This is a genomic window from Litchfieldia alkalitelluris (assembly GCF_002153425.1).
Taxonomy (GTDB): domain Bacteria; phylum Bacillota; class Bacilli; order Bacillales; family Salisediminibacteriaceae; genus Evansella; species Evansella alkalicola.
In genome coordinates, this window is sequence record NZ_KZ119600.1 from 3894150 (window position 1) to 3916173 (window position 22024).

General features: G+C 37.5%; 14 protein-coding genes and 1 riboswitch. Of the genes, 1 reads left to right on the forward strand and 13 read right to left on the reverse strand.

Going from position 1 to position 22024, the window contains the following annotated elements:
• Window positions 1–97: 97 nt before the first annotated feature.
• From BW724_RS18570 to BW724_RS18620, 11 genes are all read right to left on the reverse strand, one after another.
• Window positions 98–925, reverse strand: a complete 828-nt coding sequence (locus tag BW724_RS18570; RefSeq protein ID WP_088076630.1) for a ZIP family metal transporter — start codon at window positions 923–925, stop codon at window positions 98–100.
• 1189 nt (window positions 926–2114) lie between these two features.
• A complete protein-coding gene (locus BW724_RS18575; RefSeq protein WP_088076631.1) occupies window positions 2115–3845 on the reverse strand; it encodes an ABC transporter substrate-binding protein in 1731 nt (576 codons plus the stop codon).
• Between the two features lie 576 nt (window positions 3846–4421).
• Window positions 4422–6029, reverse strand: coding sequence for a glycoside hydrolase family 43 protein (locus BW724_RS18580; RefSeq protein ID WP_088076632.1), 1608 nt, complete (start codon window positions 6027–6029; stop codon window positions 4422–4424).
• A 229-nt stretch (window positions 6030–6258) separates the two neighbouring features.
• The gene (locus BW724_RS18585; RefSeq protein ID WP_088076633.1) at window positions 6259–6651 is read right to left on the reverse strand and encodes a VOC family protein; all 393 of its coding nucleotides are present in this window, start codon (window positions 6649–6651) and stop codon (window positions 6259–6261) included.
• Window positions 6652–6655: 4 nt separating this feature from the next.
• Window positions 6656–7747, reverse strand: a complete 1092-nt coding sequence (locus BW724_RS18590) for a Gfo/Idh/MocA family protein (RefSeq protein WP_088076634.1) — start codon at window positions 7745–7747, stop codon at window positions 6656–6658.
• A 26-nt stretch (window positions 7748–7773) separates the two neighbouring features.
• Window positions 7774–8934: a Gfo/Idh/MocA family protein gene (locus tag BW724_RS18595; protein WP_088076635.1), complete on the reverse strand. Its 1161-nt coding sequence runs from the start codon at window positions 8932–8934 to the stop codon at window positions 7774–7776.
• A 244-nt stretch (window positions 8935–9178) separates the two neighbouring features.
• Window positions 9179–10207 (reverse strand): Gfo/Idh/MocA family protein, encoded by a 1029-nt coding sequence (locus BW724_RS18600; RefSeq protein ID WP_176371464.1) that lies wholly within the window; start codon window positions 10205–10207, stop codon window positions 9179–9181.
• 45 nt (window positions 10208–10252) lie between these two features.
• On the reverse strand, window positions 10253–10927 hold the full coding sequence (locus BW724_RS18605) for a GntR family transcriptional regulator (RefSeq protein WP_088076637.1): 675 nt from the start codon (window positions 10925–10927) through the stop codon (window positions 10253–10255).
• 146 nt (window positions 10928–11073) lie between these two features.
• The gene (locus tag BW724_RS18610; RefSeq protein WP_088076638.1) at window positions 11074–12798 is read right to left on the reverse strand and encodes an extracellular solute-binding protein; all 1725 of its coding nucleotides are present in this window, start codon (window positions 12796–12798) and stop codon (window positions 11074–11076) included.
• A 931-nt stretch (window positions 12799–13729) separates the two neighbouring features.
• On the reverse strand, window positions 13730–15799 hold the full coding sequence (locus tag BW724_RS18615) for a sensor domain-containing protein (RefSeq protein WP_088076639.1): 2070 nt from the start codon (window positions 15797–15799) through the stop codon (window positions 13730–13732).
• 271 nt (window positions 15800–16070) lie between these two features.
• Window positions 16071–16155: riboswitch (cyclic di-GMP riboswitch) on the reverse strand.
• A gap of 178 nt (window positions 16156–16333) precedes the next feature.
• Window positions 16334–17134: an HAD family hydrolase gene (locus BW724_RS18620; RefSeq protein ID WP_088076640.1), complete on the reverse strand. Its 801-nt coding sequence runs from the start codon at window positions 17132–17134 to the stop codon at window positions 16334–16336.
• A gap of 205 nt (window positions 17135–17339) precedes the next feature.
• On the opposite strand from BW724_RS18620, the gene galE reads away from it, so the two are divergent.
• Window positions 17340–18347 carry a UDP-glucose 4-epimerase GalE gene (gene galE, locus BW724_RS18625; RefSeq protein ID WP_088076641.1) on the forward strand — a complete coding sequence of 336 codons (1008 nt, stop codon included), beginning with the start codon at window positions 17340–17342 and terminating at the stop codon, window positions 18345–18347.
• Between the two features lie 125 nt (window positions 18348–18472).
• Here galE and BW724_RS24140 read toward each other — a convergent pair whose 3' ends face one another.
• Complete coding sequence (locus BW724_RS24140) at window positions 18473–19474, reverse strand: N-acetylmuramoyl-L-alanine amidase (RefSeq protein WP_235849016.1); 1002 nt, start codon at window positions 19472–19474, stop codon at window positions 18473–18475.
• 722 nt (window positions 19475–20196) lie between these two features.
• The gene (locus BW724_RS18640) at window positions 20197–21939 is read right to left on the reverse strand and encodes a methyl-accepting chemotaxis protein (protein WP_088076643.1); all 1743 of its coding nucleotides are present in this window, start codon (window positions 21937–21939) and stop codon (window positions 20197–20199) included.
• Between the last annotated feature and the right edge of the window lie 85 nt (window positions 21940–22024).

The window sequence follows — 22024 nt, forward strand, 5'->3', positions numbered from 1 at the left end:
TACTTTTTGCTCATTATTTGCTCTTCACTATAAAAAAAGCATTTTCAAGATTATGCTGATCTTGAAAATGCTCTCAGAAATTATTCATCAAATTCCATCACAGATAATGTAACCAAAGGGAAATAAACACACCAATCGAGGTTACAAAACCTACAGTTGGTCCACCTTCCCGGTACGCTTCTGGCATCATCGTCGATGCAATCATTGCAATAATGGCGCCACCTGCAAAACAACTTACGATGGCTTTGATATCATTTGAGGCCATTTCTAGTAAAGTGGCCCCTGCTAAAGAACATAGTGCGGAGAAAAACACAACAAGAAACCATAAAAAAAGAATCTTTCTGGTGGAATATCCACTTTTTTGAAGACCAACAGTACTGGACAGCCCCTCTGGGATATTACTAATAAATATCGAAACGACTAAAGCAAGACTTACGCCTCCTCCTCCAATAAGGCTCATACCAATCATTGCTGACTCAGGCAAAGTGTCCATAACAGTCCCAATAAATATCCCTTTTCCTGAGCTCGAACCTTTAGAAGACGAGTGATCGCTTTTTTTGGTTGAAGGCTTATGAAAAAGTGAAGTTGTCCCTACTCCACCGTTTGTCGCTTCCCGTGCCTCATTCCCTTGTTCCTGCGTTCTTTCAGAGTTCTTTCTCTGTTGGCCACCCCGATGGGAGACAAAATAATCCAAGACCGTAAATACCAGAGCACCACCTAAAAATCCGATTGCCACCTCCAAAAAACCACTAATTTCTAATGACTCCTCTAACAATTCATACGTTGTGGCACCTATCAAAGCGCCAGTCCCTAGAGCCATAATGTAACCAATAATTCTTCTAGGGATCGTAAACTTAAGTACAACTAACGCTCCAAGTAATGTAGCTGAAGCTGCAATTGTTCCCCACATAATGGCGTTCCACATACAGGAGTCGCCCCCTAATTTACATTCTCCTTTAATACCATTTTCATTTATGGGGGAAAATATGCAGATAATAAACTTCAGAACGGTCGTTATGAGCTCTCGGCACTCGGCTTATCGACAGTTTTGCTTGCGATTCCTAAAATCTGTCGGTATCAGCTCGTTTTATCGACAGATTTGCTTGTGGAAAACTCAAATCTGTCGGTATCAACCAGCTTTATCGACAGTTTTACTCGTGGAAAACTCAAATCTGTCGGTATGAGCTCGCCTTATCGACAGTTTTACTCATGAAAAACTCAAATCTGCCGGTATTAACTCGCTTTATCGACAGTTTTACTCTTGAAAAACTCAAAACTGTCGGTATCAGCTCGCCTTATCGACAGTTTTACTCATGAAAAACTCAAATCTGCCGGTATTAACTCGCTTTATCGACAGTTTTACTCTTGAAAAACTCAAATCTGTCGGTATCAGCTCGCCTTATCGACAGTTTTACTCATGAAAAACTCAAATCTGCCGGTATTAACTCGCTTTATCGACAGTTTTACTCTTGAAAAACTCAAATCTGTCGGTATCAGCTCGCCTTATCGACAGTTTTACTCATGAAAAACTCAAATCTGCCGGTATTAACTCGCTTTATCGACAGTTTTACTCTTGAAAAACTCAAATCTGTCGGTATCAGCTCGCCTTATCGACAGTTTTACTCGTGAAAAACTCAAATCTGTCGGTATCAACCAGCTTTATCGACAGTTTTACTCGTGAAAAACTCAAATCTGTCGGTATCAACCAGCTTTATCGACAGTTTTGCTTTTGAAAAACTCAAATCTGTCGGTATCAACTCCCTTTATCGACAGATTCACTCCTGAAAAATTCAAATCTGTCGGTATCAACTCCCTTTATCGACAGATTCACTCCTAAAAAATTCAAATCTGTCGGTATTAACTCGCCTTATCGACAGATTTACATGCGGAATTTTCAAATCTGTCGGTATCATCCCGCCTTATCGACAGTTTTACTCGTGAAAAACTCAAATCTGTCGGTAAGAGCTCGGTTTATCGACAGTTCACACAATCTCAATTTCCCCGCCGCATTTCATGTAACAAATCTATAAAAAAAATGGCTATGCCAACACCACAATAAAGGGTGTGACATAGCCATTCTTATTTATCCTTTATTCGATTAGAAAATGGTTATCTTACCATTCTCCCCTTACACGAGCTTGAACTACTTCTGTAAAGAATGCTTCATACTCATCTACATCAAGTTGACGATAAGCATTTACAAAATCTTCCCACTCTGATTCGAAGTCAGCTGGGTCAGCTAATACGATACGTGCATAGTGACGCTTTTGTAATTCTTCTGCTCTCTCTTCAAAAATTTGAATTGGAGAACCTTGCTCAATGTTTGCACTCCAAGCAGGATACCAAGGACGATCTTGTGGTTGAGCAAATAATTCTGCAAACATACTAATGTCATATGCATCTAAAATTTCTCTGTCACTTTCAGTATACTCAGCTAGAGCAACTTCAGGTTGACGACGAGGTTCAACAGCATTCCCATCAGAGAATGAACCATTGATACGTGGCCAATCCCACTCAAATACTGTCATACCAATATCTTGTCTTAAGCTTTCGTCTTGCATAAGAGCAATTTGCTCATCTGTACGATAGAAGTAACCATCTTCATCTACGTTGTAGTGCTCTCCTTCATAACCCCACATGATAAGCTTTTGGTTTTCCTCTCTTACAAGGTTATCCCAGAATTGAATAATACGCTCTGGATTTTCAGCATTAACAGTTATAGCTGCACCACGATTTCCTGTAAATGCTGGTGGATCTATATATTGATCTTCAATACCTTCATCAAATACGATTGGTAAAGCCATAAACTCTTTATCTGGGTCTCCTGCATCTCTCAATGCATTACGTGCGTCCCCAAACTGCCAACCATAGTCAAAGAATCCTAATACACGACCAGAAGATAGTTTTCCTAAATACTCATCATAGTTCATAACGAACATTTCTTGATCTAGGTATCCTTCTGCGTTTAGTTCATTTAACTTCTGTAAATAACGCTTTGCATGTTCAGAATCAGCATAAACAGTTGCTTCATGCGTATCCATGTCAATCATTACGCCACCATCGTTTGGATAACCAGCTAAATGGTTCGGAATGTTAGAGAAAGCAAAGAATCTCCAGTCATACGTTAAACCAGTAAATGGAATCGTATTCATTCCATCAATTTGAGGATTATCATCAGCGTATTGAGTAATAAGATCAAAATATTCATCTAAAGTTGTGACTTCAGGGTATCCATTTTCTTTAAGTACGGCTCTTTGAATCCAGAAAGCACCTTGGTCAATGTTTGCCATTGGCTTGAATTCATTTACATTAGCACCAAACGGAATCCAGAAAATTTCTCCGTCCATTTTCATTTGGTCAAGGTAAGGACCATACGCTTCTAGAATGTGAGGACCATGCTCTTCTAGTAAGTCATCTAGTGGAATGAATGCTTCTGCATCATATAGTGCGTCAATTGCAGAGTCAGGAACGATTACATCTGGGTAATCTCCACTTGCTATCATAACACCAACTCGTTGGTTTACGTCTCCAACGTTATGCTCTAACTGGAAGTTAACACCAGTTTGTTCTTCAAATAGTTGTCCTAATTCTGTTTCATTTGTATTAATGTCGCGTCCAGTTCCTCCAGCATTAAAGAAGGAATATGTTACAACTGGTTCTGTTTGATATCCAGTAGACGCTTCTCCTTCATCTCCATCAGCATCATCAGTGTCTTCACCAGCATCTTCTGTCTCAGGTGTGTCATCTTGGTCATCTGTGTCAGCATCCTCGTCTGTTGAACATGCCGCAAAAACTAAAACCAATGATAACATTAATAATAACAACCAACTCATTCTCTTAAACATATAACTTCCCCTCTCAAGTAAGTAATTGTCCCTTTTTTTTGATGAGATTTAAAAACATAATGAAACTATTATTATCCTATTTGAATCACCCCTTTCAAAGCATCATAAAGCGCTTACATATGAGATAAAAAAATATATTTAGAATAAATTATTAAAAAATAGTAAAATATCAAACTAAATTCTCATTCGAACATCTTTAGATTTCAACCTATAAACTAAATGAATTGTCCGTATGAGTTTATTATATTTCAACTACAAAGTAATAGCAACATATTTTTTAAATTTCGACAAAAAACTTATATGACGGTGACAAAAGCGTTAAAACATATGGGAAAATTGGACATTCACTCCCAAAAAAGTAAACCCTTTATATTTTTAAACTATAACTTTACTTTATAAGGTTGACACAAAGACTAGTTTTCCTAATGGTCATAAATTAGCACAGCTGAAAAACTTGTATGGTAAAAGTACATACAAGTTCCGCTTATAATTATAAGTAAATTAGGTATTTTATTCATCCAAAAGACCTACAGGAATTAAATCCTATAGGTCAGTTACAATTAACAATGAATATATTTATTCTATCTCTTCATACTTAAAATAATCAAAATCCCCATGCAAATTGCGTCCAGTTAAATCTTGTACACACATACCAATGAAGGCTCCTGTAAAACCTTGATCTAGGATGTAGCCATTTACAAACTGATCCGCATGTTCATCAGAAATAGTTGTTGCATCTAGTATAGGGCCTAACTTAATCCAATCAGTGCCATTGCTAGAATAATAAAATTGTAGATCAGCTTCACGAATCTCCGCTTTTAGATAACACCGATCCCAACTGTCTATAGATAATCTACCTTCTGATGGCTCATCATATATCCCTTTGGTATTGGAAAGAATGCCAATACATTTTCCTAAATCCTCATCATGGCTCACATGCAAGTAATAGTAGTTTTTCGTATTATAATAGTATATAAGACCAGCCAACTGCTGAAAGCTATCAGGTTCAAATTCTACAACCGTTTCCACATTAATATTAAATGCTTGCTGCCTTCGCGCAATTAAGCTCTGCCTATGAAGGGAATTGAGTGATTCTCTTCCATATAACCTTAAAAATCCAGGTCGTTCTGTTAACGATGCCCAGCTATCTTCTATAGGAACACGTAAGGAATTAAAGTGAATGTTCAATTCCTTATTTTCGAAGTCATCAAGAGGTGATTCCTTTACAAATGGGTGTTCAGGTAGATTTGGCGCTTGAACCTTCACTTGTGCATCTCCATGCTTACCACCAACAACCCGAAGCCAGCCTTCCTCAGACCACTCACATTTTTGTATTGCAGTTTCCCTACCTAGAATACTCCGCTCAGAAGGGTAGAGGAAACGACTGCATAAATGAGCTAGATACCACTCGCCATTCTGTGTCTCCACCAAGCTACCGTGCCCTGCTTTTTGCAATGTAAGATGGGCTTTATTTGCTGAAGTGAGCATCGGATTTTCTGGATCCACTTCGTAAGGACCTTCAATGGAGCGTGATCTTGCCATTGTAACAGCATGGTTTACCCTCGTCCCACCTTCTGCAGTCATCAAGTAGTACCACCCATTAATTTTATAAATGTGAGGTGCTTCCGTTAAACCTAGTTCAGATCCTTTGAATATATTTTTTATTGGACCTACTAATTTTTTCTCCGCCTCAGAGTATTCTTGAAGTAAAATACCACCGAAGCGATTCTTCCCCTTTCGATGATCCCAAACCATATTCACAAACCACTTTTGACCATCATCGTCATGAAATAAAGATGGATCAAATCCACTACTATTAAGGTAGATTGGCTCTGACCATGGCCCTTTTATATCCGTCGCTGTTACGAGGTAATTATGTGTATCCTTAAAGCCACCAAAGTGACTTTTAACATCTGTGAAAATAAGGTAATACGTTCCATTATCGTAGCTAAGGCACGGTGCCCAAACACCACCGGAATCAACATTTCCTTTTATATCTAACTGACTCTTCCTTGAAAGTGGGTGCCCGATCAACTTCCAATGAATCAAATCTCTAGAATGGTGAATCTGTACACCTGGGAACCATTCAAAAGTAGAAGTAGCTATATAATAATCATCTCCAACTCGAATAATTGATGGATCAGGATTAAAGCCAGGTAAAATGGGGTTAGTAATCTGTGACATGCCATTCCCTCCAATAAAATTATTATTTCTAAATCATGAGCGATTGTCGCGCGCTCTCGTAGCCTATGTGGCAGCGCGTAGCTTCACCAGCTGCCCGCGCAGCCTACAGCGAATATAATTACATTACATCATCATGACTCATTTCCCGTTAGTCATAGTTTAAAAAACGATATCGGCAATCTAGTAAATAAATTGCCGATAGCAAAGCGTTTAACGTAAAACGCATATATTAGATTAGATCCTTTTGGTCCACATTAAACTCAATTAAGTTATCATCAGGATCAGCACAAAAAATCTGTGCAAAACCACTTTTACTAAATCTTTTCTCTACAATCGAGACACCTTGATCCTGTAAGTATTTCAATGTTGCTTCATAATCCTTCACTCGGACCGCAAAATGACCATCCTTACTTTCCACTTGACGATCATATCTTAAGGTCTTTGACTCTGGGTATACAATTAAGTGGAGCTGTTGCTTTCCTATACTGTACCACGCTCCAGGAAAGTCAAAGTCTGGCCGCTTCATTTCCTCAAAACCAAGGATGTTACTATAAAAATGCTTCGCTTTATCAAGGTCAGTTACTGACAAACTCACATGATGAAGCTCTTCTATTTTAATCAAGTTATCACCCCTCAGATACTGCAGGCTCAACATTAATCGCCATATTTTGTGCTTCAATACAAAGCTCAGCAGCACGGAATGCATGCTCTTGTGTCATGGCATTTTCAGTCCCATGCAAGCAATCTAAAATAAATTCTCCGAAGTAAGGACAACCTACCTTACCTGAGCACTCAAAGTGTTTTTCCCCTTCCTGGTTAACAAGGTAGAGATGATCCCCATTCGGGTCACGGGCAATATCAATGTACTTGCGTATTTCAATATATCCTTCTGTCCCTAGAATAATAGTACGCCCATCTCCCCAAGTCCCTAGTCCATCTGGGGTAAACCAATCTACACGGAAATAGAATGTAGCACCATTATCTGCTACAAGGGTAGCATCACCATAGTCCTCAAATTTCGGGTACTCTTTATAATTGTAATTAGCTACTTTGCTGTGTAAAACTTGAGCATCCTTAGCCCCAGCAAAATGAAGGAACTGCTCAATTTGGTGGCTTCCAATGTCACATAAAATTCCACCGTATTGTTCTGGATCAAAGAACCAGTCAGGTCTGCTCGGTGCATTTGCGCGGTGAGGACCAGTACCAATTACTTGAATTACCCGACCAATTGCACCTTCATCGATCAACTGGCCAGCGAAAATAGCACTCTCGACATGGAGGCGTTCACTATAGTAGATCCCCCATTTCAACCCAGTTTCTTCAACTTTTTTACGCGCTTCCTTCACTTGGTCAAGGGTGGTAAAGGCAGGCTTATCAGCGAAAAAATGTTTGCCGTGCTCCAACGCTCGAAGACCTACTTGATAGCGATCCACAGGGATAGAGGCACAGGCTACTAGATTTATAGTGTCATCTTCATAGATTTCATCTTCAGATGCTGCTACTTTCACTTCTGGAAAAGCTTTTAGAAAGCCCTCAACTTTGCTTGGATCGGGATCATAGACAGCCACTAGCTCTGCACCAGCCTCCGTTAGACCATTACACATACCATAAATATGCCCATGGTCTAATCCAATTGCAGCAAAACGGAACTCACCAGCTTCTACAACTTTATTATCAAAACCCTTTGGGGCATAATTCATTCCGTCATTTCTATTCATCGTCACTCACTCCTATTACGTCTATACTATGCGTTATCTTCGTCACTACCAGTTGTAATAGTATTATCGGAGAAGTTTGAAATACTATTTTTTTTCTCATAAAAATAGGTTGCATTATTTAATAATCCTTCCCGTGTATAAAACGGGCTTTCCTCTGTTAAAGGTAGTTTTACCTTTTCACCAAGGCTCGCTGATTGATAGATTGCTGTTATTAATTCCAATGTTTTTCTGCCCTGCATACCATCAACCAACAATTCCTTATTCCCTTCAATAGCTTGAAGAAAATCATGAATTTGACCTGTATGCCCTTCAAACTCCACTTCTGGAAGTGCATCGTATGCCGATTGAATTTCTTTTTCTAAGGAAAGATCTTCTACTGGAAAGCCATTTTCTTGTGCAGATGACGCCTTTAACTTCCAAGGAGCAGACACACGTGCTTTTTTCCCTTGAAAAATTAATTGTTGCTCTTCCCCATGGTGTACAACAGAACTTGTAATCTGAGCTAAGCTCCCATCCTCATACTTACCAATTGCAATGGAAATGTCCTCTACCTCTGCATTATCGTGAGACGTGTTACTTGTAATGGCCGTAATTTCAGAAGGCATTCCTTTCATCCATTGAAAAATATCAATGTGGTGTACTGCATGATTTAGTGTGCAGCCTCCACCTTCTTTTTCCCAAGTACCTCGCCACCAAAGATCATAATAGCTGTATCCTCGCCACCAAAACGAATCCACCTGGGTATGTACAATTGGACCCATCAGCTTTGTATCTAATATTTGCTTTAACTTCATCATAGATGTACGGAAGCGATTCTGGGCAATGACTGATAGTAATTTCCCATTTTTCTTAGCTGCAGCATTCATTGTATCGCACTCTTCTAAGGAGGAGGCCATCGGTTTTTCCACAATGACATGTTTTCCAGCATTAAGGGAATTAATCGTAATTTCTGCATGAGTATACGGGGGAGTACAAACAGACACAAAGTCAATATCATTCTGCTCTAAAAGCTTCACGTGGTCATCGAAAACTTGCGCGTTTAAGCCATACTTTTCATTGGCCGCCTCTGCTTTTTCTGGGTATATATCACATAGTGCAACAATTTCACAAGTATCTGAAAACTCCTTATATCCGTTAATATGAGAAGGTGCAATAGCACCAGTTCCAATAATAGCAACCTTTAACACTCTAATCACCCCTTGTGAAAAATTAAATAGTTAGCGCTTTCAATTTTATTTATTAACTTTGTACAACCAATTAACTAAGTAGGTAAAGTAAAGAAAGAAGATGTAAGTTTTATACACTCTCTTTCTATACAACGGAAAATAGTATTAAGTATTTAGTTATACAAATATTTTTTCTAGGTTAACATACATGGCATCAAATGACACCTCATCTTTTAAGTTTTCTATAAATGGTCATTATTGTTTTTTAGAGCCAGACAGGGACACCATTATTTTCTGAAGATTCATAGATAGCAAGAATTAATTGTAAAGCATTTTTACCATCTTCAAGTCGAACTTTAGGACTTCTATTCATCTTTATCGCACATACCATGTCCTCAATGACTTTCTCATGTCCATATCCGTAAACTGTCGGAGCGTTTTCATTGTGCTTCCTGTCCAACTCCATCATATATTTTTGTTCATCTTGATATTCTTTTTCGAAACGCCAAGCTTCCAATCTATTTGTTGCGGAACCTCCAACAATGACAGTTCCATGCTGTCCAACTAGACTCAGTCTACCTTCCAAATCGTCTGGATAAGAAGCACCTACACCTTCAATCATTCCTATTGCACCTGATTCAAACTCCAGTATAGCTACACCTATGTTTTCCATCTCAATATTTAAATTACTAGTCTTCACTTGACCAATTACTTTTTTAACCGGCCCCATCATCCATAGTAGTAAATCTATTGTATGAATAGACTGATTCATTAAGAACCCGTCCTTCATGTATTTCTTTCCACGCCACAGATCTTGATTATAATAGTCTTGACCACGATACCAACGTACACTTGCCGCTCCATATGATAGTTCTCCAAAGCGACCATCTTCTAGAGCTCGCCTAGTTAATTCTATAGGTTTATTATATCGGTTTTGAAAAACAACGGTGGCTTTTACGCCAGTTCGTTTTTCCGCTTCCAACATTCGATTTGCCTCTTCCATTGATAAAGCAATGGGCTTTTCCACAATAATATGTTTCCCCGCCTCCATCGCAGCTATCGCTATTTCCGAGTGCAAATGATGTTCCGTACAAATATTCACGACATCTATTTCAGGATCAGCTAAAACATCTCTATAATTATTGTAAACACTTACATTTTCAACTGTGAAGTTAGTCGTTTTTGTTTCATTTAGATCACAGACCGCCTTCAAAACTGCCCCTTCCGTTTCTCTTATACCTTCCTTATGAAACGGGGCAATGCGACCACACCCGATAATTGCAAAGTTCAACATAGCTGTACACTCCATTTTTATTTTAACACAGACGTAAGTCAGAGATTATTTAAAATAATTAGGGTAACGGGCCTTTAATTCTCCCTTTTCAAGATTGACTAATTCTAAATGGTTTCCCATCACCTTCTCCGCTCCCTCAGCATCTTTATTCATAATACAATCAAAGATCTGCTTATGGTGTGAAACAAGCAGTTCCCAATTTGTATTTGATGCTAGTCGAAGCACGCGCAAACGGTCAAAATGCCCATTCATTTGTCTGATAAAAACCCAGGTTCGTAATTTTTTATTTTCTTGGAATAACAATCTGTGAAATTCCTCATCTAACTCAAACAGCCGCTGATTTGTACCTTTCTGTATACACATAGACTGCATCGTCAAGTTTGATTCCATATCAAAAATGAAGTCGTCTCCAACCCCGTTACATAAATCCTTCACAATTGCCTTTTCTATATTTTCTCGTACAAACCTTGCTTCTTCAACTAAAGTGAAATCTATCCTTGAAACTACTGTACCAATTTGCGGAAAAATATCTAGTAAGTCCTCATGTCCTAATTGAAGAAACGCTTCTCTCACTGGAGTTCGGCTTACATGTAATTTTTCTGCCACTTCTTTTTCTGAGATTTTTTGACCAGGCTTTAAATCCCAATTAACAATCTGGTCTCGAACTGTTTTATATACATAATCTCTTGTTGATCCTTTTTTACGTAAATTGGCGTTCATGTTGAACAACCCCCGTCCTAAATATTAAACAACGAGCTATTATCTCTTGCTTCTCTAGTAATCTTTGAAAAAGAAAGGCTATGACAACCTTCACTCTCGGTTTGCCATAGCCCTCCCTTTAATACTATTCAGTAAGAAAGGTTATCTTACCATTCTCCACGTACACGAGATTGTACAACATCTGTGAAGAACTCTTCGTATGCATCAACATCTAAAGATCTGTAAGCATCTACATAAGCTTCCCACTCTGCTTCGAAATCAGCTGGATCAGCTAATACGATACGTGGATAGTGACGCTTCGCTAACTCTTCAGATTGCTCTTCAAAGATTTGGATTGGAGAACCTTGCTCGATATTTGCACTCCATGCTGGGAACCAAGGGCGATCTTCTGGCTCATCAAACAATGCAGCAAAAGTATCAACTCCATAAGCTCCTAAGAACTCTTGGTCTGCTTCAGAAAGGCCTGCAAAGAATACTTCACCTTGTCTACGTGGTTCTACAGCATTCCCGTCAGAGAATGTACCATTTAAACGAGGCCAGTACCACTCAAAGTAAGAAGAACCTAGCTCATCTTTCACTTCTTCTTTAGCGAATTCTACGATTTGCTCATCTGTACGCCAGTAGCGTCCATCATCGCCAACTTCATAGTTTTCACCTTCATAACCCCACATGACTTTCTTTTGCATTTCTTCTTTAATCATTTCGTTCCAGAATTGTACAATACGCTCTGGGCTTTCAGCTGCTGTAGTAATACCAACACCACGGTTAGTTGTAAATGCTGGTGGATCTAAATATTGGTCTTTATCTACACCTTCAGCTACGATTGGAATTGGAACAAACTCACGGTCAGGGTCTCCTGCTTCTTCAAGTGCAGTACGCGCCTGGCCAATTTGCCATCCGTAGTCAAAGAATCCAAGTACACGTCCAGAAGAAAGTTTCGCTAAATACTCATCATAGTTCATAACGAACATTTCTTGGTCTAAGTGTCCATCTGCATTTAACTCGTTTAATTTCTTTAAGAAGTCATAAGTGTATTGAGAATCTGCATAAACAGTAGCTTCATGAGTTTCCATGTCAATTTGTACGCCACCATCGTTTGGATATCCAGCTAGGTGGTTAGGAATGTTAGAGAATGCGAAGAATCGCCAGTCGTACGTTAAACCTGTATAAGGAATTGTACGCATTCCATCAATTTCAGGATTTTCTTCAGCGTATGCAAGAATTAAGTCAAAGAACTCATCTACAGTTTTAATTTCTGGGTATCCAGCATCTTTAAGTACTGCACGTTGGATCCACCATGCACCTTGGTCAATACCAGGGTTAGGAATGAATTCCCCAACAGTTGGACCAAATGGTAAGTAGTAAATTTGACCATCATCCATTCTGAACATATCTAGATATGGAGCATAAGCTTCAAGTAAGTCTGGTCCATGCTCTTCTAGAAGGTCATCTAAAGGAATAAATGCTTCAGCGTCTAAAATAATGTCAATTGCACCGTCTGGAGCAATAACGTCTGGGTAGTCACCACTAGCAACCATTACCCCAATTTTTTGGTTCAAGTCACCAACAAGGTGCTCCATACGGAAGTTAACTCCAGTTATATCTTCAAGCTCTTTACCGATTCTAGTTTCGTTAGAGTCGATGTCACGACCTGGGCTACCAGCGTTGAAGTAGTGATATGTGATAGGCGTAGTATCGAATTCTGGAGCTGCCTCCTCTTCATCGCCTTCATCATCACCATCGTCAGTTTCAGTTGCTGGCGGATCCTCCTGCTCTTCGTCTCCTGAAGTATCTTCATCTGTTGAACAAGCAGCAAAAACTAATAGTAACGATAAAATTAACATTAAAATCCAATTCTTTCTCTTAAACATTTGACTGCCCCTCTCATTTTTAATTGCCCTTTTTTTTAGACAAATGAAACAAACGACATTTTAGAATATCTTCTAGTTAGCATCACCCCTTTCAAGTAATATGCAGTAATACCAGGAAGCGCTTTCATATTTTTTATATCTATATATTCGAAAGACCACCCCAGTAAACTATCAGAACATTCGAACTTGTAATCGTTTACATACAAGTGCTAAAAATTATCACCCCATATGGATGACTCATTTAACTATAACTCCTTAAAAGTAATTCAATCTTTTAATTTATTACTCTCGTTATCTAGTTGTAATCTTTTTGAAATTATACTGTAAAAAACTGCGTATTTAGTACTATAAAAGAGTGTCTATTAATTTGTTTATTAAGTGAACCTTGTCGTTAAACCTTTAATTTAACTAGTATGGTAGAAGTATAACCTATTTCAAAAAAAAGCACAATAACTTTTCGAATAAAAGTTTTATATTTTATTTAGTTTGTTGGGTGTTAACTATATTTAGTTAAACGAAAGGTGTTATTTTGAAGTGCTTTATTGTAAATATTCCCAATGCTAAGTGATAATGTAATGTATAACACATACTAATCACGTTGTTATTTTTTATTTGTGTTATACTCTAATGAGCGGAAATAATATAAATTGGTGTCTTTTAATTGAATAGTCAGCTTATTTGTAAATCAACATGACAGCTTCGTTAGTACACAAATTTGTAATAAATTTTTAAAAAAGTGTACTATAACCGCTTGGTTGTTTAGAAACTTCGAAAAATAGGTAATAGAAACCGAGACTGTAAACCAAACTACCTTAGTACCTTTAAAAAAAAAGAACTACGGATCCTCTCTTACGAGACCATAGTTCAAAATAAAATAGTTAGTTGTTAAATTCATATTTAAAACAAATACTCCAATGGAACGATCAGTAAATTAGCTACATCCTTTACGCATAACAACTTCCGTTTCCTGTGCAGCAACAGGTTTACTGAATAAGTATCCTTGTGCCTCTTTACAGCCTAAACTGATAATTGTATCTTTTTGCTCTATTGTCTCGATCCCTTCAACAATGACATCAAGATTCAAAGCGTTAGCCAGATCAACAAATGCAGAAACGATCAATTTGTTTTCCCTTGTTTCAATTTCCTTAATAAAAGATCTATCCAACTTCAAAATATCAAAATCAAAATTTTTCAACGTCATGATTGATGAATACCCCGTTCCAAAGTCATCCATAGCAATTTTTACACCTATTTCCCTCAATCTAGCAATGGTTGAAAGGGTTTCTGTATTTTGATTTAGAAGAGTTGACTCAGTAATTTCCAAAACGAGAAACGAAGGATTCAACATTGTTTTTTCCAAGATATTCGTTATTGTCTGATATATATTTTTTTGACGGAACTGTACAGCTGAAAAATTAACACTGACTTTCAAATTTGGAAAGCCTGTATCCTGCCACTTTTTCGTTTGTTTACATGCCTTCTCTAATACCCATGCTCCAATAGGGATAATTTCCCCACTTCCTTCCGCTAACGGGATAAACTCAGCTGGTGAAATCATCCCTAGTGTCGGATGATTCCATCGAACTAAAGCTTCTACGCCACCAAACGTCATTGAACTCATATTAATAACTGGTTGAAAATGCAATACTAATTCATTATTATCAATTGCCTTACGAAGGTCCTTTAATAATAAATAATTCCTAAAACTCTCTAGAGCCATATTTTTATTATAATATTCATAGGCATTCTCCGTATTATCCTTCGCCCAATACATTGCAATTTCTGCATTTTTTATGAGGGTTCCTCGATCCTTACCAGACTCATCATAAATACTAATTCCTATACTAGTAGTAATAGAAATTTCCTGTTCATTAATATAGTATGAATAACTTAATACATCTAAAATAGTATTAGATACGTGATTAAGGTTATTTTGATCACCATTTCTAATAATGATTGCGAACTCATCTCCCCCAATTCGTGCAATAAATGAATCGGGGCCAAGGGAATTAATCAATCTTTGAGACACTTCTTTTAAAAGAGCATCCCCAATGGAATGTCCAAGAGTATCATTGATATATTTAAAATTATCAACATCTAAAAAGTACAGTGCAAACTGACTTCCCTTTTTACATGCTTTTTCAATTTCTTGATCAATCTGCCGTTCAAGCATTCTACGATTTGGTAATTTAGTCAAATAATCATGACCACTTTCAAAATGAAGCTTATCCCAAACTTCTTTCAATGATGTTATATCATAGTAATTAATTACTACTCCCCTTACTCCAGGGTCATCAATCAAATTTTTCGCATATAGTTCACAAATTTTCCAGCTTCCGTCCTTTTTCCGTATCCGCGCTTCTACTTTCTGCTTATTTCCATTCTTAAATAAAATATTGTTCATCATTTTTTTAACACGGTTTGTGTCTTCATGATGAATAAAGTTAAAAATATTAGGTCTTAAAGTTATATCACCAAGTTCTTTTTTCCCCCTCGAATTTTCATATTGTATATTTCCATCTTCATCAACGATATGTACAATATCAAAGGAGTTTTCTAATAAAGCATTAAGACGGTTTGTATATTGATCCTGTAGCGCTTCTTTCTCCTTTAAGTGAGTTATGTCGGATAATGTGGCATAAACCCCAACATATATTCCATTTTCCATTATAGGTACATATATACAATTCAATTTTGCTAACGATCCGTCCTCCAACACTCCTATGTAATCAAATTCTTGGGACCTACCAGTCAGAGCTTTCTGGAAATGCTTCTCAACACGTGCAACGTCTTTTTCGTATATATAATATGAATAGTGTTTGTCTAGATCATCTGCTGTCAAACCAGTTAATTCTTGAAAGGATTCATTCACAACAAGACAATACCCTTTTGCATCCAACCTTAATATAGGATGAGGATGGTTAAGAAAAAGGGCATCATGCTTGTCTTCATGATCATTGTTTCTTTTGTTTTCTTTTGATGTATTCTTACGTATACTCATGATGCAATGCTCCTTACATATCTATTCAAAAAATATGGTTTCTAATTAATAAAATGATTTCATAGCCCCGCAGACCGAAGAATTAATCATGCTCACCAGCCGCCCGCGGCAAAGAAGACACTGCGAAGAATGAGCAGATGTCGCACTTGTACCTTGCGTGAAAGGGAATGGACTGTAGTGAACACCATACAAAATTTATATTTTATGGTAGCAAAAACACAAAAAAACAATCGCCTCTAATGAAACGATTGTTAACAGCAATCTGATCAATAGTGGCAACCCGGCGATCATAGACTTTAGTCCTTAGACCCGTAGCTTTGCGTCCTAACCTTTCAGCTAGTTTGCCCTTATCTCTAGGTAATATCACCTATCTATTGGTAATTATAAGGTATAACTGGTTAAAAAATCAATAATTATTTACAGAATTTGTCGGAAAATGTATAACGAAGTCGTTTTTTAATAGAATTCCGCAAAAATTTCCAGGTTTATATCGAATGAAGCAGCAGGACACTAAAATGTTAACTTTAATCGATATTAATTTCCTATAATCCCTAATGATTTTAGGCCATTATATATACCAGAGTTTTCCACACTCGTTGTTTTTCGATTAGCATATGCAAACAAATCAGGATGGGCGTTCCCCATAGCAAACCCTTGCCCCACTAACTTCAGCATTTCCTTATCATTCATGGCATCTCCGAATGCAATAGCCTCTTCTTTTTTATAACCTAATAAATCTAGTACCTTTTGGACAGCAAACCCCTTATTGACGTTATCACGAATGACGTCATAGGAGTGTTCACGAAGCCCATCTACATTTACATTTGATAGGTGCAAGCCACCATGTGATTCGTATTTTTTCAAATCTTCTTCTGATAATTTGATTAAGGTCATTCCTAGAATATGATTGATATAGTCTGGACTATAAAGGACATTGTGTTTTAGATGAAATTTATCAATAAATTCCTGCATTTTTACCGAATCATATGTACTGAAAACATTTTTACTACTGGTATACATAATTACTTCATGGCCATTGTTTTCAGCAACAACATCTAGAAAAAATTGTACCGTTTCAGCTGTGATCGGCTCCTTAAAAACATCTTTTCCGTCATGAATGGCATAGGCACCGTTATACCCAATAAGAGATTGTACTTCAAGTTCATCTCCAATTTCTTTTATTTCATGTAAAGGACGGCCAGTTGCTAAAAAGACATCAAGCCCTTTTTCTTTAGCTTGTGCAATCGCTTCTTTTGTCGAATTTTCAATTGTATCGTCTGGTCTTAATATCGTTCCATCAATATCTAAAAATAAAACTTTGTATGTAGTAGTCATTGGAGGTTCCCCACTTTCTATAATCAGCTAGATAACCTCTATTATAACAACTTGAAATTTGTGTTCAACCTACTAGACATTGTTCGTATATGTCATAGCTTGTGTGAATATGTTAAAATATAGAAGTTAGATTGCATGGTTCATTCAAACAGTTTCCTATTAATATATAGAAGCTTTTAGTTCATTTTAAGATGGGAGGCCTAACATGGCTATATTAGTTACAGGTGGCGCTGGATATATCGGCAGCCACACATGTGTAGAATTATTAGAGGCAGGATACGATATTGTCGTTTTCGATAACTTATCCAATAGTAAATTTGAATCACTCAAACGGGTAAAGGAAATAACAGGAAGAGATTTTCCGTTTTATGAAGGTGATCTCTTAAATAGTAACGATATTAATGAGGTTTTTGAGAAAGAGGCAATAGAAGCTGTCATTCACTTTGCTGGATTAAAAGCTGTTGGTGAGTCAGTAGAAAAACCACTTTATTACTATGAGAATAATGTTACTGGTACCCTTAAACTCTGTGAGGAAATGAAGAAGCATGGGATAAAAAATATCGTGTTCAGTTCCTCTGCAACAGTATATGGAATGCCTGATCGAGTGCCAATTTCTGAGGACTTTCCCCTCAGTGCTACGAACCCATACGGTCGTTCAAAATTGATGATTGAAGAAATTTTGAACGATTTGTATGTATCTGATCAAGATTGGAGCATATCCTTACTGAGATATTTCAATCCAATTGGAGCACACGAAAGCGGGCGCATCGGTGAAGATCCAAATGGTATACCGAATAACTTGATGCCTTTTATTACTCAAGTTGCTGTTGGTAAACTACCACAATTACAAGTGTTTGGAGATGACTACGACACTGTTGATGGCACAGGTGTTAGAGACTACATTCATGTCGTGGACCTTGCTAAAGGACACTTAAAGGCGCTTGAAAAGTCTTCCAACGAAAAGGGTGTTAATACTTATAACCTCGGAACTGGTACAGGATACAGCGTCTTACAAATGGTTCATGCATTTGAAACAGCTTCTGGGAAAAAAGTTTCCTATAAAATCTCAGATCGACGCCCTGGAGACATTGCCGTATGCTACGCAGATCCTAATAAAGCCAAGGAAGAGCTTGGTTGGATAGCTGAAAAAGGAATCGAGGAAATGTGTAAAGACTCATGGAGATGGCAAGAAAACAATCCAAACGGTTATTAGAAAAACTCAAGCGCCTTGATAGCACATTGCACGTCTGTGGAAAATGAGCTACTAATATAAATTTTTATTCCTAATTAGAAAGGTCCAAGCATCATTTCATTATGACTACTTGGACCTTTATTTCTTTAGTAACCTATTTTAGACCAATCGAAAAGGGACCCTGGATCACTTTTTCTTCCTGGAGCATATTCATCATGTCCTACAACATGCTTCCTGTCTCTTTGAACATTTGGGTGGCGATCATAGATTCCATTCAGTAACCGATTTAACGCTTCATATTGGGCATTTGTATAACCTATTAAACTACTATCCACTTGATCATACAGGTCACCGGTCATGATCGATGCCATCTCACTTTTTGTTCCAATGGCAAGAAGTTCAATACCAATAGAGTATTCATTTAAGTCGTTCTCGTATTCCGGAAAATCAGGTAAACTACCTCTTCCTGCGTGGTAAGCTACTCGATCCTCAGGCACTAAAAAGTAGATGACACCTTCTCGATCAATCATATAATGGGCAGATACTCCATATTCCACAAAAATATTGTGAATATCCTTAATATTAAATGGGTCAGCAGTATTCCTAGCTACATTACTAATAAAATGTAGCATCACATGTGTCACAGACTCCTCTCTAGCACGAGAGTTTTTTGACGGAAGACGATAATTAACCATGTCGAGACCCCCAATTTTAATATTGGGAAGGGCCTTTTCCTTCACTGCAACTTGAGCTGTCTCTTCTTCAGGTTCTTCTATAGTCACCGTTGTGTGATCAATTTGTGTTTCAACTTCTTCACTAGCTAGACTGTCACTATTAGAATGATCTATTACCTCCTGATTTTCTTCAGAGGCGATTAAATCATGATCTTCTCCCTTTTCAACCGTTAACAGTTCCACTACTCCAAGTTCAGGCAAAAGAACCAAATCCCGATCAGCATAGACCGAATTTAATCTTTCGTTGAATACGCCTACTTTCATAGCAGAATCAACAGTATTAGCATCAGCTTCACCTGATTGACAACCTGCTAGTTTTATAGAAAACAATAAGAGGATTGTTACAGAAACTATTATTTTATAAATAGAATTCACACCCTTTAGTCCTATAATTTTGTCTTTTCTTGTCGACACCGTCTACTATTCTATCATTTTATAGGTATTTAGGGTATATACGAATTAGTTAACAAGGGTGAAAGTCTTCCTTTATGTAGGTCAATCTTACTTAAAAACGAAATTTCTATTTTTTTCAACAATTAAATGAACATTCCCTTGAACATAATGTTAAAATACATATAGTAGTTTGTCGAAAAATGGATTAACAAAAATAATAGAGTTTAAAGCAAAAGTACCTTGTACAAAAATTGAAAGGTAAGTATTCCTTGCTTTATTTGATCAGGGAGGTTCAAAGAATGGTTTTTAAAATACTTCAGGAAAAGAAGTATCAGCATTATACCCACGCCCATTGTCCCAATTGCAATGAGGTATCGACAGTTGATAACTGGAACGATATTGCAATTAAGACATACGGAGAAACTAGCCCCGATATCCGAATGGCCGCACTTGAAAAAACTTCATTTCCTTACCAATGCCCTAAATGCTATATGGCATACTCGGCCCACTTGTTAACCTTCGAAAAAATAAAATAGGTTAGTTTAACTATGACCAAGCCTGTTATTTTGCCCGTGCACAATGTAACGGGCATTTTTGTGTTTCAATAACACTACTAGAAATAAAATGTACTAACGGGTTGTATGTTCATCTGCAACATAACATGAAACCTGCCTTTATGACCATTTTTCACAATAGAAAAAGCTGCCCCTATTCAACTGGGACAGCTTTTAGCATTTATGCACTTAAAGTTTAAATGTCTTAACCTCTTCTTGCAAAGTCTCAGCCATTTTGCTTAATGCTTCTGCTGAAGCAGTAATTTCTTCCATAGAAGAGCTTTGTTCCTCTGCAGATGCTGCGACATTTTGTGTGTAGCCTGCAGCACTCTCTGCGATCGTTGATGTTTCTTCAACTGCCGATAACATAGATTGTGTACTTGCATTAATTTGTTGGACAGCAGAGGAAACCTCCAACACTTGTGATGTAACCCCTTGGATAGAATCGGAAATTTCGTTAAAGGATAGTCCAGCTTCCTTTACCAACGTCATTCCAGCCTCAACAGATTCCTTCCCCTGACCCATAGAGGATACAGACGCATCAATTTGGGCTTGTATATCTTCAATTAACTCACTGATTTGACCAGCTGAATTACTAGACTGTTCGGCAAGCTTTCTCACTTCATCTGCTACAACAGCAAATCCTCTTCCATGCTCACCTGCTCTTGCAGCTTCAATAGCAGCATTTAAGGCAAGCAAATTTGTCTGCTCGGACACGTTTGTAATGAGATTAATAATATTGCCAATCTGAATAGATTTTTCACCTAATTGGCCTACGATTCTTTCCATTTCTGATGAATTTTCATAGATGATATCCATCTGACCAACAGTTTTCCCAATAACCTCTGTTCCTTTTTTAGATCTTTCGGCTGTATTGGCTGTGGCTTGGCTAGCCTCTTCCATACTGCTAGATATTTGTTGCATTCCACTGGATATTTCTGTAACAGCTTCTGATACTGTAGATGTACTCTCAACTTGTTTTTCTGAACCTGAAGCCACTTCCTGAATAGAGTGTGTGATCGTTTCCGTTGCCCTACTCGTTTCTTCTGCACTTGCACTTAATTGCTCACTAGATGCAGCAACCTGCTCGGCAGCATCATTCACATTGTGAATTACTTGCTTTAAATTGCGTTGCATATTGTTAATGGAAGTACCTAATTGGCCTATTTCGTCCTTTGTTTTAACCGTAAGCTCATCTCCCCGAAGATCGCCCTCTGCGATTTGGTTCATTCGTTGTGAAACATGACGAATAGGTTTGGAAATATTATTAGCTATTATAATTGCAACAACAATAGCCACTACTACCGCAATAATTGAGATAATAATTGTCAAAACTGCCAATGTAGCCCCTTGCTCCATAAGGTCTTCTCCAGATTGAAGAACATTCTCTTCAATTTGTTCTACTCGATTATTAAAAGCAATAATCAGTCCTTCACCTAGTGGCGCAACGCGGTCACTTAAATTTTGTAAAGCCATCTGATGGTTGCCTTGATCATACTGAGAAAATATCAACTCATCAACCATCTCGTCCCATTCCTTATTCATGTTCAGGACATATTCGAGGTCATTATCATGGGAATACCCCTCAAATAAAAGATTCGATATTTCTTCACCTTCTACTGATAATTGTTCAAACCTCTCTCTATATTGGCTATCTCCTAATAAAACATACCCCCTTATTGCTCCAATCCTTTGAGAGATATTATTACTTAACTGATACTCTAAAGAGAAGTTGTTTACATCCCCTTCTATTGTACTCTCCACTTGCTGATTAAATTGTGATAAACCTAAGATAACACTTCCACTTAAGAAAACCATTAGTGCAAGTACTGCTCCAAAGCCTAAAAGAATTTTCGTTTTAATACTTTTCAGTTGAAGTTTTCCACGCCTAGGTTTCTTTAGAGGTTTTTTCTTCATCTTAGTCAATTTCATGTGTAGTCTCTCTCCTCTACTTAATTATGTTGAATTTATCTATGTAATGTAGATTAACATCAATACTGGTCAGACAATGATCTTG